We start from the raw sequence: 15,842 nt of genomic DNA, 5'->3' as shown, positions 1-15,842 counted from the left end.
CGCTCGTGCGTACAGCCTCCGGTACACGGGAGGATGCGATGGCGCACCAGCTCGATCGACGGCACACCTCAACCGCGACGCGCGCGACGACGTGGCGGCGCTGGTTCGACACTACGGTGGCGCCCGACGCGCTCGACGCCGCGCCGTCCGATCGCATCGACTGGTTCCGTGCGATGCCGTTCATCGCGTTGCACGTGGCCTGCATCGGCGTGGCGTGGGTGGGCGTGTCGGCGACGGCGGCGTGGACGGCGGCGGCGCTGTACGTCGTGCGGATGTTCGCGCTCACTGGGTTCTACCATCGCTACTTCGCGCATCGCACGTTCCGTACTTCGCGCGCAGTGCAGTTCGCCTTCGCGCTGTTGGGCGCCGCGTCCGTGCAGCGCGGGCCGTTGTGGTGGGCCGCGCACCATCGCCACCACCACGTGCACGCCGATACCGCGGAGGATCCGCACACGCCGCGCAAGGGCTTCTGGCGTAGCCACGTCGGATGGTTCCTGACCGACGCGGGGTTCGGCACCGATCCGCGGCGGATCGGGGACCTGCTGGCGTATCCGGAACTGCGTTGGCTGGACCGGTTCGACACGGCCGTGCCCGTTGCGCTCGCGGTGCTTCTCTACAGCGTGGGCGAGGCGCTCGCCCATGCGGCGCCGGCCCTGGGCACCGATGGGCCGCAGATGGTGGTGTGGGGATTCTTCGTCTCCACCGTCGTGCTCTTCCACGCGACGGTCACGATCAACTCCCTCGCGCACCGCTGGGGGTCGCGCCCCTACGCCACCGGCGACGACAGCCGCAACAACGCGTGGCTCGCGCTGCTCACGTTCGGCGAGGGGTGGCACAACAACCATCACTTCTTCCCGGGCAGCGCACGGCAGGGATTCCGCTGGTGGGAGATCGACCTGACTTGGTACGGCCTGCGCGCGCTACAGGCGCTCGGGTTGATCCGCGGCCTCAAACCAGTCCCCGCATGGGTGCTGGCGAGGAGGGATTGAGATGCGGATCGCGGTGGTGGGCAGCGGGATCGGCGGACTGGCGGCCGCGTGGTTGCTGTCCCGTGTGCACGAGGTGGTCCTGTTCGAAGCCGACGATCGCCTGGGCGGCCACACCGACACGCACGAGGTGGTCGTGGACGGACGCGCGCTACGGGTCGACACCGGTTTCATCGTGCACAACACCGCGCACTATCCGTTGCTGACCAGGTTGTTCGGCGAGCTGGGCGTGCGCACGCGCCCGACCACCATGAGTTTCTCCGTACAGGAGGCACGCACGGGGTTGGAATACAACGCCACCTCGCTGGATGCCCTGTTCTGCCAGCGGCGCAACCTGGCCTCGCCGCGCTTCCTGGGCATGCTGCGCGATCTGTCGCGCTTCTATCGCACGGCGCCGGATCTGCTCGACGTGCCGGATGCGGGGCCGACGCTCGGCGAGTATCTCGCGACGCACCGCTACGGCGCGGCGTTCCGCGACCTGCACCTGGTGCCGATGGCGAGCGCGCTGTGGTCGTCGCCCGCCGCGCAGATCCTGCGTTTCCCCGCGAAATACCTGGTGCGCTTCATGGCCCATCACCAGATGTTGCAGGTCGCGGGCCGCCCTGCGTGGCGGGTCGTGGACGGCGGCTCGCGGACCTACGTCGATGCGATGGCCGCGCGTTGGCACGTGGACGTGCGCACGCGCACGCCGGTACGCGGCGTCGCCCGCGGCCCCGATGGCGTGCGGGTGCGGTGGGAGGGCGGCGAGGCGCGATTCGACCACGTCGTGCTGGCGTGCCACTCCGACCAGGCGCTCGCGCTGCTCGACGATCCGAGCGACGCCGAGAGCGACATCCTCGGGGCGATCGGTTACCAGACCAACGAGGTCGTGCTGCACACAGACCGTGCGCTTCTGCCGCGCCATCCCAAGGCCTGGGCCGCATGGAACGTTCACGTGCCGACGGCACCGACGAAGGCGTGCACGGTGAGCTATTGCATGAACCTGTTGCAGGGGCTGCCGGTGACCACGCCCGTGGTGGTGACGCTCAATCGATCCGAGTCGATCGATCCCGCGTGCGTGCTGGCGCGCCGCACGTATCGACATCCGGTGCATACGCAAGGTGCGGTGGCCGCGCAGTCGCGCAAGGACGAGGTCCAGGGCGTGCGCGGCACCTGGTTCGCCGGCGCGTATTGGGGGTGGGGCTTCCACGAGGACGGCATGCGCAGCGGCGTGGACGTCGCTGAACGCCTGGGCGCGGCTTGGCGAACGGACGCGTCGCACGTTGCGCGGGCGGTGCCGCGCGCGGCGGAGGCGATCGCATGATCGCGCTGCAGAGCGCGCTGTACGAAGGCACGGTGCGGCACCGCCGCCACCTCCCGCGCGCGCACGCGTTCGAATATCGCATCGCGCAGCTGTACCTGGACCTGGACGAACTGCCTCGCCTGTTCGAGCACCGTTGGTTGTGGTCAGTCGATCGACGCAACCTCGCCGCATTCCGGCGCGAAGATTTCCTCGGCGACCGCGCGCAACCGCTGGCGGAGGCGGTGCGCGAGCGTGTGCGTTCGGCGACGGGGGAGCGCCCCGAGGGACCGATCCGCCTGCTCGCGCACCTGCGTTACGCCGGCTACTGTTTCAACCCGGTGAGCTTCTACTACTGCCACGACGCCGATGGGGCGCTGCACAGCATCGTGGCCGAAATCACCAACACGCCGTGGCGCGAGCGCCACGCTTACGTGCTGCGCCCGGCGGATGCGCGCGCGCAGGGCCGGGCGTTGCACTGGCAGTTCGACAAAGCCTTCCATGTCTCGCCGTTCATGGCGATGGCGCGGCGTTACGCGTGGGCATTCACGGTGCCGGGCGAGGACCTGCGCGTCCGCATGGAGGTGCGAGATGGCGACGCTCGCGAATTCGACGCGACATTGTCGCTGGTGCGCCGCTCGCTCGACGGCCCCGGCCTGGCGCGCGTGCTCTGGCGCTATCCGTGCATGACCGCGCAGGTGATCACGGCGATCCAATGGCAAGCGTTGCGCCTGTGGTGGAAGGGCATTCCCGTCCACGAACATCCCGCCCGAACGGAGAGTCATCGATGAACACCGTCAGCCAGACCGGGCGCATCGCCGGCATCCGCGGTTTCGACCGATGGCTGCGCGCACGATTGCTGCGCCGTCTGGCGACGCTGCGGGGCGGCGAACTTGTGCTGGCCGACGCCACCGGCGTGACGCGCGTGGGCGAGCCCATCGGGGAGGCGTCGCCACCACGGCTGGTGGTGCACGACCCGGAGTTCTATCGCGCGCTGGCGGCTGGCGGCAGCGTGGGCGCGGCCGAGGCGTACATGGCGGGCGCCTGGGAGTGCAGCGACCCGGTCGGGTTGGTGCGATTGCTGGTGCGCAACCGCGACCTGCTCGATGGCATGGAGCGCGGCCCGGCACGCATCGCCGGCATGGCGATGCGCGCGGCGCACGCGCTGCGACGCAATACTCGCGCGGGCGCGCGGCGCAATATCGCGGCGCACTACGACCTGGGCAATGCGTTCTTCCGCCTCTTCCTGTCCGACGACCTGATGTATTCCTCGGCGATGTATGCCGGCGAAGACGACACGCTCGAAGCCGCGTCCGCGCGCAAGCTCGCGCGCATCTGCGAGAAGCTGCGCCTGTGCGCGGACGATCACGTGGTGGAGATCGGCACCGGGTGGGGCGGTTTCGCGATCCATGCCGCGCGCCACCACGGGTGCCGCGTCACGACCACCACGATCTCCGCCGAGCAGCACGCGCTCGCCACGCAACGGGTGGCGGAAGCGGGCTTGCAGGATCGCGTCACGGTGCTGCGCGCGGACTATCGCGACCTGGCGGGACGGTACGACAAGCTCGTGTCGATCGAGATGGTGGAAGCGATCGGCGCGCAGTATCTGGACACGTACTTCGCCGTGCTGGGGAGCCTGCTGCGGCCGGGCGGACTGGCGTTGGTGCAGGCCATCACCATCGAAGACCATCGGTACGCGCAGGCACTTCGGACAGTCGATTTCATCAAGCGGCACGTGTTCCCCGGGTCGTTCATCCCGTCCATCGCGGCGATGCTGGCCGCCAAGGCGCGCAGCACGGACCTTGCGCTCGTGCACCTGGAAGATTTCGGCGCGTCGTACGCGTGCACGCTGCGTGACTGGCGCGCGCGGTTCCTCTCGCGGCGCGAGGACGCGCGCGCACAGGGGTTCGACGAGCGCTTCCTGCGCATGTGGGCGTTCTACCTCGCCTATTGCGAGGGCGGGTTCCGCGAGGGTGCGATCGGCGTGGCGCACATGCTCATGGCCAAGCCCGGGGCGCCGTGGGGCGCGAGGGGCGACGCGTGAGCCCGTGGCAGCAGCTCGCAGGCGTGTGGGCCGTGGCGGCGGTCTGTCAGGGCATGGCGTGGGCCCGGCAACGCCGCACGCGCAACGCCGGCATCGTGGATGTGGTGTGGTCCTTCGGCGTGGGCGGCGCGGCCGTGCTGGTGGCCGCGACGGGCGACGGCGCGATCTTGCCGCGCGTGCTGCTCGCGGTACTCGGCGGCGCGTGGGGCCTGCGGTTGGGCGGGCACCTGTGGCGCCGCGTGCGCGGCGAAGCCGAAGACGGACGCTACGCGCAGTTGCGCAAGCGCTGGGGCGATGCGCCCTGGAAGTGGCTGGCGCTGTTCCAGTCGCAGGCACTGCTGGTGGCGTTGTTTGCGTTGCCGTTCCTGGCCGTGGCCGCCAATCCCGTCGCGTCGTGGAATGCGTGGTTCGTCGCGGGCGTGGCGACGTGGCTGCTGGCGGTGGCGGGCGAGGCGATCGCGGACAGGCAACTGGCACGCTTCCGCGCGAGGCCCGACACGCGCGGCACGACCTGCCGCGACGGGCTGTGGCGTTATTCGCGCCATCCGAACTACTTCTTCGAGTGGGTGCACTGGTGGGCCTACGTGCTGCTGGCGATCGGCTCGCCGATCGGTTGGCTCGCGTGGTGCGGCCCGTTGGTGATGTACGTGTTCCTGCGCTGGATCAGCGGCATTCCCTTTACCGAGGCACAGGCCTTGCGCACGCGCGGGGTGGACTACGCGCGTTACCAGCGCACCACACCGATGTTGTTCCCGTGGTTTCCCAAGGAGGAGCGATGAACGCCACCATCGATGCGGCGCAGTGCGCTGGCGACGGTCCCGCCAAGGGTTTGGTCGGATGGGCCGAGCGTGGATGGATCCCCGACGCGCTGTTGCGACACGGCATCCGCCGCCTGTGCGCGCAGCGCCTGCGCGAGGAGTACGCCCGCGATCCAACGGGCGCGTCGTTCCGCGCCGCGGAGGTGCTGGCCGCCTTGCGCGACAGCCCGATCGCCATCCACGTCGATGCGGCCAATCGCCAGCATTACGAGCTGCCGCCGGCGTTCTTCGCGCTGTGCCTTGGGCCGCGCCTGAAGTATTCAGCCTGCCTGTATCCCACCGGCGCCGAAACGCTGGCGCAGGCCGAAGAGGCGATGCTGGCCCTGTACGCCGAGCGCGCGCAGTTGCGCGACGGGCAGGACATCCTGGAACTCGGGTGCGGTTGGGGCTCGCTGACGTTGTGGCTGGCCGAACGCTTTCCGGGTGCCCGCATCACCGCGGTGTCGAACGCACCGGCGCAACGGGCCTTCATCGAAGCGCGCTGCCGCGCGCGCGGCATCGACAACGTCCGCGTGATCACCTGCGACGTCAACCGCCTGGCGCTGGACGCGGAGGCGTTCGATCGCTGCGTGTCGGTGGAGATGTTCGAACACATCCGCAACCATGCGGCGCTGATGGACCGCATCGCGGGTTGGCTGCGGCCCGGCGGAAAATTGTTCGTGCACATCTTCTGCCACCGCACGCTTGTCTATCCGTTCGAGACGAACGGCCAGGACGATTGGATGGGGCGGCATTTCTTCACCGGCGGGGTGATGCCGGCGGCCGACACGCTGCTCTGGTTCCAGGGCGCATTGCGTGCGGAGGCGAGGTGGCTCGTCGATGGCACGCACTATCGTCGCACCGCCGATCAGTGGCTCGCCAACCAGGATGCGAACGCGCACCAGGCGATGGCCATCCTGCGCGAAGCGTACGGCTCCGCTGCGCCACTATGGTTCCAGCGCTGGCGCATGTTCTGGATGGCGTGCGCGGAGTTGTTCGGCTTCGAAGGAGGCCGCGCGTGGATGGTCGCGCACCACCGTTTCGTGAAGGAGGCCACATGAAGACCCGGCTCGCACTCGCCGCCCTGGCAGCCACCGTCGCTGCCTGCGCAGTGGGCCGCCCGACCATCAAGCCCGTGGCGGACGTCGACCTGGAACGTTTCATGGGCGATTGGTACGTCATCGCCCACATTCCTTCGCGTCCCGAGCGCGACGCCTTCGATGCGGTCGAGTCGTATCGGCTCGACGACGCCGGTCGCATCCGCACGACGTTTCGGTTCCGCAAGGGGAGTTTCGCCGCACCGCTGGAAGTAATGGAGCCGGTGGGCACGGTTGTCCCCGGCACCCACAATGCCGTGTGGGGCATGCAGTTCACGTGGCCCATCCAGGCGGAGTACGTGATCGTGGACCTCGCACCGGACTACTCGCGCACCATCGTTGGCAGGAGCAAGCGCGACTACGTCTGGCTCATGGCGCGCACGCCGCGGTTGCCCGACGCCGAATTGCGCGCCAGCCTGGTGCGCATTGCAACGCTCGGATACGACGTTTCAAAGGTGCGGATGGTGCCCCAGTCGGCGGGATCGGGGACTGCAGGACACCCCTGAAATGAAGCGAGGTGATGTGTGCATGTCTCGATGGTAGGGACCTCCCGTAACAGGAAGGCAGCGGGGTTTGCGCGGCTCGTCTTTTCCGTCGCCATCGGGGCCGCGCTGCTCGGCGCTATCCCCCGGACCGGTTGGGCGGCCGAATCTGGTTCTGCGCCGAAGGTGGATCGCGCGGCGCTGCAGTCGGATGCCGACGTGCTCGTTGCTGCCTACAAGCGGCTTCATCCGGGTCTGTATCGGTACAACACGCCGGCGCAGTTCGATTCCCGGGTGCGCGATCTCCATCGGGCGCTGGATCGGGCGGGTGATTTGCGCCAGGCCTTCATCGCATTCTCCGAGTTCGCCGCGACAATTCGGTGCGGGCATACCTATCTCAACCCCACCAATCAGCCCGAATCCATCCAGCACGCATTGCTTGAAGGGGATGATCGCGTGCCCTTCGAGTTCCGCTGGGTAGGACGTCGCATGTATGTGACACGGGACCTGAGTCGGAATCAGGTGGTTCCACGCGGATCGGAAGTATTGGCGATCGATGGCGTTCCCGTATCCAGGGTGCTGGCGAAACTCCTGCGCATTGCACGCGCGGACGGGGCCAACGACGGCAAACGCCTGGCGATACTGGAAGTGCAGGGCAGGGAGCGTTACGAAACGTTCGATATCTACCTGTCCCTGTACTTCCCGGCGACTGGCGGGAAACGAACGCTGACCATGCGCACGCCGCGCGGTGAGCGGAGAACAATGGAAGTGGAGACGCTGACATACGCCAAGCGTCTGGCCCAACGTCGCGAGAACGATGCGCATGCGGGGTGGTCGCTCGACACGACAGACGCCGAGCTGGCGGTCTTGCGCATGCCCACATGGGCCTTGTACGACGACAAATGGGATTGGCGTGCGTTCATCGACGAGAGTTTCGCCGAGTTGGCGCGGCGCGGAACCAACGTCCTGGTGATCGACCTGCGTGGGAACGAGGGTGGGCTGGATGTCGGAGACCAGATACTTCCGCATCTGATCTCGTCACCGATGACGCTGCAGGAGCCGCCTCGACTGGTGCGATACCGCAAGGTTCCCGATGCGCTCCTGCCCGTGCTCGATACGTGGGATCCCGCCTTCCGGGACTGGGGGAGCGATGCGGTGCGCCGAGACGATCGCTTCTTTGTGTTGCTCGACGATCATGGCAACACGGGAGTCCGGCGGATCGAGCCGGCTTCTCCACGCTATGCCGGCCGCGTTTTCGTCCTGGTCGGGCCAGACAACAGCTCCGCAACGTTCCAGTTTGCCGAGGTGCTCAAGCGGACCCGCCTCGCGACGCTTGTCGGGCGAACGACCGGCGGAAACCAGCGCGGTATCAACGGCGGTGCTTTTTTCTTCCTTCGCTTGCCGAATTCGAAGATCGAGCTTGATCTTCCGCTCATCGCACGATTCGTGGAAGGCGCGCCGGACGCGGGCCTTGAGCCCGATATCGAAGTGACGACAACCCCGCAGGACATCGTCGAAGGGCAGGATGCGGAGCTGAACCGGGTTCGGATGGAAGTTGCCCGCGGCATCTCGCCGTAGCGGACCGGGCCCAGAGCGCGAGTCTTCATTGCGCCCTCCAGTTTTGCGCCATTTCGTAGTACGTGAAGGTCGCCGACCAAGCGATCAGGAATAACCCGAGGACGGCTTCGGTGCCGGCGATGAAGCGAATGGCCCCGTAGGGCGAGACGTCTCCGAATCCAACGGTCGAGAACGTCATTGCCGACAGGTAGACGGTATCGAGAAATCCGGTGCCTTTGGCGCCCGTGACGCCGCCGGCGCCTGGAAGACCGAGGCAGATCCAATACGCACCCCCGAATATCCAGATCTCTGCGATGTGCAACAGCAACGCACCGATAACTCCGTAGAGGACGCGACGACGTCGCGCCTGCCCTTGTCTTGTCAGGCGTCGCGCGAGCCAATTGAGTCCCTCGTAATGCAATCCCACGGTCATGCCGACCGCGAGTACGGTGACCAGCACGACGAACAGATTGACGTGCAAGGTGGGCGCCATGGCTGCTCTCCAAAATCGTTCCTGGTCTATCCGGGCGGTGCCGTTCGTCCCCAACTCCATGCAAGTGCAATGATGCATCCGACAATGAGTCCGATGCTTGTCCAACCCGCGAGTACCGAGCCGGTTCCGGATCGGGCATCGCCCATGAGGATCGGGTCGCGCGCCAGCAATTGAAGGGCGATGACGTGCAGCGGCAGCATCACGGCATTCACGACTTGGCTGGTGTAAATGAGTGGGATGAGCGGCAAATCGGGCAGCGAAACGATGCTTGCCGCCGCCGCAGTCAGTATCACGAAAGCGGCGTAGAAGATCCGGAAGTGTCGCGTGTCAAGATCCAGCGATGCCGGGGACCCAACACCCTCGGCAATTGAATACGCGGTTGCCAGCGGGACGATTGCCGCTGCCAGGAGTGCCGCGCCCAACAATCCGACCCCGAAGAGCACGGTCGCGAAAGAACCGGCCAGCGGCCGCAGAGCAGCGGCGGCATCGCGCGCATCGTTGATGTGCACGCCCGCGCGGTGCAGCGTGGAGGCGCATGCGACTGCGATGGCCAGCCCGATGATGCCCGTGAGCAGTGAACCGATGACGACGTCGTATCGCTCCCAACGCAACTCGGCGAGCGTGATCTTCTTGTCTACGGCGTACGACTGAATGAACGCAAGGCCCCAGGGTGCGAGTGTGGTGCCCAGCGTTGCGGCGACAGCAATCCAGCCGACGGCGTCGACGGGCATGTGCGGCACGATTGCGTAGTGGAACACCTGCGGCCAATCCGGTCGTGCAAGAATTCCATCGATCAGGTAGAGGCCCAATGTGGCTGACACGACCAAGAGCACGCGCTCGACGTGATGGAATGACCCCAGCACGACGACGAGCGATATCAGAATCGCGGAGCCGGGCGCACTGATCCACGTCGGGATTCCGACGAGAGAACATGCGGCGGATATGCCTGCGTACTCCGCGCAAATGGTCCCGAAGTTCGCGAACACCAGCCCAGCCACTGCGGCGTAAGCCCATCTGTGTCCCCAACGATCGCGAATGACGCCGACGAATCCTTTGCCCGTTGCCGCTCCAATTCGCATCGCCATCTGGTGAAACTGGACGAGCAGTACGGTCGATGCGGGGATGATCCACAGCAACCGATAGCCGTGGTCGGTGCCAAGCAGGGAGTATGTGGTGATTCCGGCCGGATCGTCGTCCGACAGGCCGGCCAGCAACCCTGGGCCGAGCACTGCGAGGAATGCCGCAAACGCTCCGAGTCCATCGGCGCGAAACCGGGCGAACCGCAGCGCGATCCCGCGGCGATGGTGAGCAACGACATGGCCGCGTGCATCGATTCGCATTCGACCCACCATGCGCCGGCCCAGTTCGGCGGAAGTTGACGTAGATCAAAAACGGTGTCGCCCACCCGACAGTCTGGCGGAAGCAGCCCGAGTGACCGACGCTGAATCCGCCGGGCGTCGGCATCCGTATCTGGATGCATGAACAAATTCTCCCGACGGAAAGTGATGGTCGCCGGCGGCCTGGCGCTGGCCGGATGTGTGCTCGGGCTGGGGGCCTGCGATGCGCAGCGTCCTGCGGCTGCGGCCGGTCGCAAGCGATTCGAAATCATGCTCAGCGACGCGCAGTGGCATCAGCGCCTGACGGCTGCCCAATACGCGGTGCTCCGGGAGGCGGCGACCGAGCGGCCGTTTTCGAGTCCGCTGAACGACGAGCATCGCAAAGGCACGTTTGCCTGCGCGGGCTGTGCCTTGCCGTTGTTCTCCTCGGCCACCAAGTTCGACAGCGGCACGGGCTGGCCGAGTTTCTGGCAACCGCTGGCCAACGCGGTCGGCGAGGACGTGGACACCCTGCTCGGCATTCCGCGCACCGAGGTGCATTGCCGGCGCTGCGGCGGCCACCTGGGCCACGTTTTCGACGACGGTCCGAAACCCACCTGCTTGCGTTACTGCATGAACGGCGTGGCGTTGACGTTCATGGCGGGCTGACCGCCTTCCTCACAGGATTTCCGAATGCTTCTGCTCATCCTCGCTTATCTCGGCGGCGCGCTGACGATCGTCAGCCCGTGCATCCTGCCGGTCCTTCCGTTCGTCTTCGCACGGTCCGACCAACCCTTCGCGCGCAGCGCGCTCCCGCTGCTGATCGGTATGGCCGCGACGTTCGCCGTCGTCGCCACGTTCGCCGCGGTCGGCAGTGAGTGGGTGGTGCAGGCCAACCATGTCGGGCGTTGGATCGCACTCGTGTTGATGGCGGCCTTCGCGCTGGCGTTGCTGTGGCCCAGCCTGGCGCTGCAAATCGGCAAGCCCTTCCAATGGTTGGGCGGGAAGCTGAGCACGTCGGTCGATGCGGCCAACGGGCACGGCGGCGGTGCGGGTTTCGGCGCTTCGCTGCTGCTCGGTATCGCGACCGGTTTGCTTTGGGCACCGTGCGCGGGCCCGATCCTCGGACTCGTACTCACCGGCGCCGCGTTGCAGGGCGCGAATGTCGGCACAACCGGATTGTTGTTGGCCTACGGCCTCGGCGCCGCGACTTCGCTTGCGATCGCGTTGCTCGTCGGCGGGCGCGTGTTCGATGCGCTCAAGCGCTCCATGGGCGCCGGCGAATGGGTGCGCCGTGGGCTGGGCATGGCGATGTTGGTCGCGGTGGTCGCCATCGCGACGGGCGCCGACACGGGCCTGCTCACCAAGCTTTCCATCGCCAGCACCGGGCGCATCGAGCAACACCTGCTCGACCGCCTGCACCCATCGCAGGCGCGCGCGGAAGCGGCCCCGAGCATGATGATGATGGCCGCCAAATCGGGCGCGGCGCAGGCTTTGCCCGTCGAAGGCACCTTGCCTGCGCTGGAGGGCGCGACGGCGTGGTTGAATTCCGCGCCGCTCACCGCCGCATCGCTGCGCGGCAAAGTGGTGTTGATCGACTTCTGGACGTACTCCTGCATCAATTGCCTGCGCACCTTGCCGCACGTGCGCGCGTGGGCCGACAAGTATCGCGACGCCGGCCTGGTGGTGATCGGCGTCCATGCGCCGGAGTTCGCCTTCGAGCGCGACCTCGGCAACGTGCGCAAGGCGGTGAAGGATCTGGGCATTACCTATCCGGTCGCCGTCGACAACGGCTATGCGATCTGGCGCGGCTTCGACAACCAGTATTGGCCGGCGCATTACTTCATCGACGCGCAGGGACGCGTTCGCGCCCATCACTTCGGCGAAGGCGAGTACGCGCAGTCCGAGCAGATCATCCGCACGCTGTTGAGCGAAGCGGGGAAGCGCGCGCTGCCCGAGATGGTCGCGCAGCGAGCCCCGACGAAGGGCGTGGAGGCCGATGCCGACCTGGCGCAGCTCAAGTCGCCCGAAACCTACATCGGGTACGCGCGCGCGGAGAATTTCGTGTCGGTCGGCGGCGTGGAGAAGGACCGCGTCAAGCGTTACGACGCCACCCCCGACGTGTCGCTCAACCACTGGGCCTTGAAGGGCGAGTGGAACGTCGGCGAAGAAGATGCGCGCCTGGCATCGCCGAACGGCGACATCGTCTATCGCTTCCACGCACGCGACCTGCATCTGGTGCTCGCGCCCGGCAATCAGGGCAAGCCGGTGCGTTTCCAGGTGCGCATCGACGGCAAGCCGCCCGGCGGCGACCACGGCGACGACATCGATGCCTCGGGCGCAGGCGTGGTCGACGGTCATCGCCTCTACCAGTTGGTGCGGCAACGCACGACGGTGCGCGAACACACCTTCGAGATCCGCTTCCTCGACCCCGGCGTTCGCGCCTACGCCTTCACCTTCGGCTGACGCGTCGCGACATCCGTCGCGCAAGGAGTTCCGATGCACGTTGCAACAGAAAAAATCGTGGCCGGCGCGGTGGCGCTCGGTGTCGTCGGATTGTTGTTGGGCGGCCTGTCGACGATCCGGAATCCCGCGGTGGCCGCGGTCCAGTCGATTCAGGTGCCGGCGTTCGTCGAAACAACCGCCGCCAAGCCTTCCGCAATGGCGCGTTCGGAAACCGTCGTCTTCGCCGGCGGTTGCTTCTGGGGCGTGCAGGGCGTGTTCCAGCACGTCAAGGGCGTGCAGCGCGCGGTGTCCGGCTACATCGGCGGCGACGCGGCGTCGGCGCATTACGCGATCGTCTCGACCGGCCTGACGGGCCATGCCGAAGCGGTGCAGGTCACCTACGACCCGTCGCAGGTGTCCTACCCGCAGCTGATGCAGGTGTTCTTCTCCGTCGTGCACGACCCGACCGAACGCAACTACCAGGGCCCCGACCACGGCACGCAATATCGGTCCGCCATCTACACGACGACGCGCACCCAACTGCAGGACACCACTGCCTACATCGCGCAACTTCAAAAGGCCAACATCTTCCACGCACCCATCGTCACGCAGGTGCAGCCGGCGCGGCCCTTCTATCCGGCGGAGGCCTACCACCAGGATTACATGGCGCTGAATCCGCAGGCCGGCTACATCCGCTACTGGGATGCGCCGAAACTGACGGCGTTGAAGGCGACTTACCCGGCGCTGTACCGCGCAACGCCGGTGCTGCTTACGCAGCGATGAAACGTTTGATCGCGTCGAGGATCGGCGCCGTCTCGCCGAGCCACCACCAATGCGCGGTCCCGGGCAGTTCGAGCCACTGCGCGCCGGGAATCGCGTTCGCAACCTGGCGGCCGGCGCCGACGCGCACGGCGCGGTCGCCGGTGCGATGCATCACCAGCGTCGGCACGCGCACCTGCGGCAGTAAATCGCGCACGTCGCTCAGCGCGAGCGTGCGCAGCACCGCGCGCATGCAGCGCGGGCTGGAACCCAGGCGCAGCATGCGCGCCCACCAGCGCTGCAGCAGCGGATCGTTTGCGTATTCGGGCGCGAAGGTCTCGATGTCGGCCGGCCGCCCCCATTGCGCGACCAGTGCATCGAGCCAACGCGCGTATTGCTGCGCAGTCAACGCCCACGGATAGTCGTGCGTGGCGGTGCCGCGCGCGAGCGTTGCCCAAAGCGCGAGCCCCGCGACGCGCTCGTGATGCTCCACTGCAAGGCGAATCGCGATCGGCCCGCCCTCCGACACGGCGAACACCAGCGCACGTTTGCTGCCAACGGCGTCGAGGACCGACAACGCATCGGCGCTGCTCACCGACGTATCGGAGGGATCGACCGTGCGGTCCGAAAGACCGACACCGCGCCGGTCGTAAAGGATGAGTCGAAAGTCGCGCGCGAGTTCGCGGAAGAAATCCGCGGGCCCGCCGGGTTCCCAGGCCTGCTCCAGGTTCGAGACGAAGCCGCTGATGAAGAGCACATCGCGTGGGCCATCGCCGATGACCTGATAGGCAAGATGCGTATCGCCGCTGCGCGTGAACCGCACGGTCGCCGGCGTTGGCGTGTTGTCGAGACGCATCGTCGAGCCGGCGTCGCGCGCACGGATTTCATCGACGACTTGAAGCGTCGCCGCTTCCGGCGCGACACCGAGCTCGTCGTGCAGCAGTTGCCGGCAGCGCTCGAACTGTTGCAGCGCTGCGTGTGGCTGTCCGACTTCGGCGTACAGGCGGATGAGCCGGCGCTGCGCCGCTTCGTTCAGCGGATCGATCGCGACCAGATCCTGGGCATGGTAGAGCGCGCGCTCGTATTGCCGCGTACCTTCGAGCTGCGCAACGAGCTGCGCCAGCGCCTGCGCGCGTGCCTGGCGCAGCGATTCGCGCTGGCGTTCCAGCCACGCCGACAACTCGTCGCATTCGTCGAGCGCCAGACCTTCCGCGAACTCGGCGGCGGCCAGGTGCGCCGCGTGTTCGAGGGCGGCCAGGCGTTCCTCGCTCGGATCTTCGGTCGCGCGGTACAAGCCTTCCGCAAGCGCGCGACGCAGCGCAGCCAGGTCGGTGGCGGCGCGCGCGTCGTCGGCGAGCGCGACGGTTTGACGATCGGTGACAAGCGTGTCGTGTCCCACGTGGCTCGACAGCGCATGCAACAAACGCCGCATGCGCCCGCGTGCGTCCGCCTCGTCGGCGTCGGGCCAGAGCAGGGCAGACAGGCGCGCGCGACTCATCGGGCGCGCTTCGGCGGCAAGCAACGCGAGGACTGCCTGCTCGCGCCGCGCGCCCGGCTCGAACGCGCCCGAGGCATGCTCGAGCCGCACCGGCCCGAGCACGCGAAGTGCGAGAGGGGAGGTCACCTCAACGCTCATGCAGCGGCCCGTTCGCGACGTTCGACATGCGCTCGGCGCGATTGCGCGCACAGCCAGTCGATGATTTCAGCGACCACCGCGTCCGGGCTGCGCGCCCAGGAAAAGTGGCGCCGCCACGGCGCGTCGGCGGTAACGCCGTCGATCTGCCGACGGTCGATCGCGCAGGAGGCGAGCTTGGCGAGCAGTTCGGTCATCGCGCCCGTCGGCGCCACGGGATCGCCGCGAAGTTCGACCGACAACACGGGCAACACGAGGTCATGCATCGCCTCCTCGTAATCGATTCTACTGCCGGCGAAGCGATACCGGCCGGTGCGGGCGTTGTCGCTCCAATCGGCCATCAATCGACGCGGCTGATCGCCGCCGAAGCCCAGCAGTCGGCCCGGATACCAGGGCAGCAACGCAGCCGCCATTCGCACGGCCTGCACCGTGACGCGCGCGCGCAAACGCAGGGCGTCCGGCCACGCGCGATGGTGCGCGGTGCCGCTCGCCACCAAGATCAAACCTGCGAGGGCGCGCGATGCATGGACGGCGGCGAGACTGCCGAGTTGACCGCCCAGGCTATGGCCGACCAGATAAATGGGCCGACCCGGAAACTGCGCGGCGATCGCACGGATCAACGACGGGAGGTCTTGCTCGACGATCTCCCGATAACCGAATCGCGCGCCATGTCGTGCCAGCGCCGCACTGTCGCCCTGTCCGCGCAGATCGGCCAGCACCGCCACGCCGCCCGCCGCTTGCGCGAGCGCTTCGGCGAATGGCGTGTAGAAACTTGCGGCAACCCCCATCGCCGGCAGGCAGACGAACACCGGACCGCGCGCGCGCGGCCGGGAATGATTGAAGAGGACGACGGTCGGTGCCGGATCGTCATCGGCGAACAAGGTGCGGATGGAATCGAAGATCGCCATGGTCGGCTCCCGTTGGATGAGGAGCCGCGAGCGTAGTCATCGCGCG

At 67.3% G+C, this 15,842-nt stretch carries 15 protein-coding genes; 11 read left to right on the top strand and 4 right to left on the bottom strand.

Annotated elements, in window-relative coordinates; translation table 11 throughout:
* Window positions 1–38 precede the first annotated feature (38 nt).
* The 8 genes from AB4059_RS06510 to AB4059_RS06475 are packed head-to-tail and all read left to right on the top strand — an operon-like array spanning window position 39 to window position 8,263.
* Window positions 39–989: an acyl-CoA desaturase gene (locus AB4059_RS06510; protein ID WP_498977656.1), complete on the top strand. Its 951-nt coding sequence runs from the start codon at window positions 39–41 to the stop codon at window positions 987–989.
* Between the two features lies 1 nt (window position 990).
* Window positions 991–2,289, top strand: coding sequence for an NAD(P)/FAD-dependent oxidoreductase (locus AB4059_RS06505; protein ID WP_498977654.1), 1,299 nt, complete (start codon window positions 991–993; stop codon window positions 2,287–2,289).
* Window positions 2,286–3,056: a DUF1365 domain-containing protein gene (locus AB4059_RS06500; protein WP_498977652.1), complete on the top strand. Its 771-nt coding sequence runs from the start codon at window positions 2,286–2,288 to the stop codon at window positions 3,054–3,056. Before AB4059_RS06505 ends, AB4059_RS06500 begins: the two co-directional genes overlap by 4 nt.
* Window positions 3,053–4,309, top strand: coding sequence for a class I SAM-dependent methyltransferase (locus AB4059_RS06495; protein WP_498977650.1), 1,257 nt, complete (start codon window positions 3,053–3,055; stop codon window positions 4,307–4,309). Before AB4059_RS06500 ends, AB4059_RS06495 begins: the two co-directional genes overlap by 4 nt.
* Before the next feature lie 53 nt (window positions 4,310–4,362).
* Window positions 4,363–5,088 carry a DUF1295 domain-containing protein gene (locus AB4059_RS06490; RefSeq protein WP_498977875.1) on the top strand — a complete coding sequence of 242 codons (726 nt, stop codon included), beginning with the start codon at window positions 4,363–4,365 and terminating at the stop codon, window positions 5,086–5,088.
* A complete protein-coding gene (locus AB4059_RS06485) occupies window positions 5,085–6,167 on the top strand; it encodes an SAM-dependent methyltransferase (RefSeq protein ID WP_498977648.1) in 1,083 nt (360 codons plus the stop codon). Before AB4059_RS06490 ends, AB4059_RS06485 begins: the two co-directional genes overlap by 4 nt.
* Window positions 6,164–6,709, top strand: coding sequence for a lipocalin family protein (locus tag AB4059_RS06480; protein ID WP_498977646.1), 546 nt, complete (start codon window positions 6,164–6,166; stop codon window positions 6,707–6,709). Before AB4059_RS06485 ends, AB4059_RS06480 begins: the two co-directional genes overlap by 4 nt.
* 30 nt (window positions 6,710–6,739) lie before the next feature.
* Window positions 6,740–8,263, top strand: coding sequence for a S41 family peptidase (locus tag AB4059_RS06475; RefSeq protein WP_498977644.1), 1,524 nt, complete (start codon window positions 6,740–6,742; stop codon window positions 8,261–8,263).
* A gap of 25 nt (window positions 8,264–8,288) precedes the next feature.
* Here the strand turns inward: AB4059_RS06475 and AB4059_RS06470 are convergent, their stop codons facing one another.
* The gene (locus tag AB4059_RS06470) at window positions 8,289–8,735 is read right to left on the bottom strand and encodes an ion channel (protein ID WP_498977642.1); all 447 of its coding nucleotides are present in this window, start codon (window positions 8,733–8,735) and stop codon (window positions 8,289–8,291) included.
* A 26-nt stretch (window positions 8,736–8,761) separates the two neighbouring features.
* The gene (locus tag AB4059_RS06465; protein ID WP_498977640.1) at window positions 8,762–10,075 is read right to left on the bottom strand and encodes an NRAMP family divalent metal transporter; all 1,314 of its coding nucleotides are present in this window, start codon (window positions 10,073–10,075) and stop codon (window positions 8,762–8,764) included.
* A gap of 165 nt (window positions 10,076–10,240) precedes the next feature.
* Between AB4059_RS06465 and msrB the strand changes: the two genes are divergently transcribed.
* Genes msrB through msrA form a run of 3 tightly spaced genes read left to right on the top strand, consistent with a single transcriptional unit; the run spans window position 10,241 to window position 13,279 of the window.
* Window positions 10,241–10,720, top strand: a complete 480-nt coding sequence (gene msrB, locus AB4059_RS06460; RefSeq protein WP_498977638.1) for a peptide-methionine (R)-S-oxide reductase MsrB — start codon at window positions 10,241–10,243, stop codon at window positions 10,718–10,720.
* A 24-nt stretch (window positions 10,721–10,744) separates the two neighbouring features.
* Entirely contained in the window at window positions 10,745–12,517 is a 1,773-nt protein-coding gene (locus AB4059_RS06455) for a cytochrome c biogenesis protein DipZ (RefSeq protein WP_498977636.1), read from the top strand.
* Between the two features lie 33 nt (window positions 12,518–12,550).
* Complete coding sequence (gene msrA / locus AB4059_RS06450) at window positions 12,551–13,279, top strand: peptide-methionine (S)-S-oxide reductase MsrA (RefSeq protein ID WP_498977634.1); 729 nt, start codon at window positions 12,551–12,553, stop codon at window positions 13,277–13,279.
* Here the strand turns inward: msrA and AB4059_RS06445 are convergent.
* Window positions 13,266–14,879, bottom strand: a complete 1,614-nt coding sequence (locus tag AB4059_RS06445; RefSeq protein ID WP_498977632.1) for a bifunctional AfsR/SARP family transcriptional regulator/alpha/beta hydrolase — start codon at window positions 14,877–14,879, stop codon at window positions 13,266–13,268. The two genes, msrA and AB4059_RS06445, sit on opposite strands and share 14 nt — an antisense overlap.
* Window positions 14,880–14,887: 8 nt before the next feature.
* The gene (locus AB4059_RS06440) at window positions 14,888–15,796 is read right to left on the bottom strand and encodes an alpha/beta hydrolase family protein (protein ID WP_498977630.1); all 909 of its coding nucleotides are present in this window, start codon (window positions 15,794–15,796) and stop codon (window positions 14,888–14,890) included.
* Window positions 15,797–15,842 lie beyond the last annotated feature (46 nt).

Source organism: Lysobacter sp. 2RAF19 (genome assembly GCF_052115395.1).
Taxonomy (GTDB): domain Bacteria; phylum Pseudomonadota; class Gammaproteobacteria; order Xanthomonadales; family Xanthomonadaceae; genus Noviluteimonas.
Note: the sequence above shows the minus strand (reverse complement) of the source record. Positions and strands in the feature narration are given on the sequence as shown.

Coding starts and splice junctions, on each gene's coding strand:
- AB4059_RS06490 (WP_498977875.1), top strand. CDS start 4,363: ATGGCGTGGGCCCGGCAACGCCGCACGCGCAACGCCGGCATCGTGGAT.
- AB4059_RS06505 (WP_498977654.1), top strand. CDS start 991: ATGCGGATCGCGGTGGTGGGCAGCGGGATCGGCGGACTGGCGGCCGCG.
- AB4059_RS06500 (WP_498977652.1), top strand. CDS start 2,286: ATGATCGCGCTGCAGAGCGCGCTGTACGAAGGCACGGTGCGGCACCGC.
- AB4059_RS06510 (WP_498977656.1), top strand. CDS start 39: ATGGCGCACCAGCTCGATCGACGGCACACCTCAACCGCGACGCGCGCG.
- AB4059_RS06480 (WP_498977646.1), top strand. CDS start 6,164: ATGAAGACCCGGCTCGCACTCGCCGCCCTGGCAGCCACCGTCGCTGCC.
- AB4059_RS06495 (WP_498977650.1), top strand. CDS start 3,053: ATGAACACCGTCAGCCAGACCGGGCGCATCGCCGGCATCCGCGGTTTC.
- AB4059_RS06485 (WP_498977648.1), top strand. CDS start 5,085: ATGAACGCCACCATCGATGCGGCGCAGTGCGCTGGCGACGGTCCCGCC.
- AB4059_RS06440 (WP_498977630.1), bottom strand. CDS start 15,796: ATGGCGATCTTCGATTCCATCCGCACCTTGTTCGCCGATGACGATCCG.
- AB4059_RS06455 (WP_498977636.1), top strand. CDS start 10,745: ATGCTTCTGCTCATCCTCGCTTATCTCGGCGGCGCGCTGACGATCGTC.
- AB4059_RS06475 (WP_498977644.1), top strand. CDS start 6,740: ATGGTAGGGACCTCCCGTAACAGGAAGGCAGCGGGGTTTGCGCGGCTC.
- msrA (WP_498977634.1), top strand. CDS start 12,551: ATGCACGTTGCAACAGAAAAAATCGTGGCCGGCGCGGTGGCGCTCGGT.
- msrB (WP_498977638.1), top strand. CDS start 10,241: ATGGTCGCCGGCGGCCTGGCGCTGGCCGGATGTGTGCTCGGGCTGGGG.
- AB4059_RS06470 (WP_498977642.1), bottom strand. CDS start 8,735: ATGGCGCCCACCTTGCACGTCAATCTGTTCGTCGTGCTGGTCACCGTA.
- AB4059_RS06465 (WP_498977640.1), bottom strand. CDS start 10,075: ATGCGAATCGATGCACGCGGCCATGTCGTTGCTCACCATCGCCGCGGG.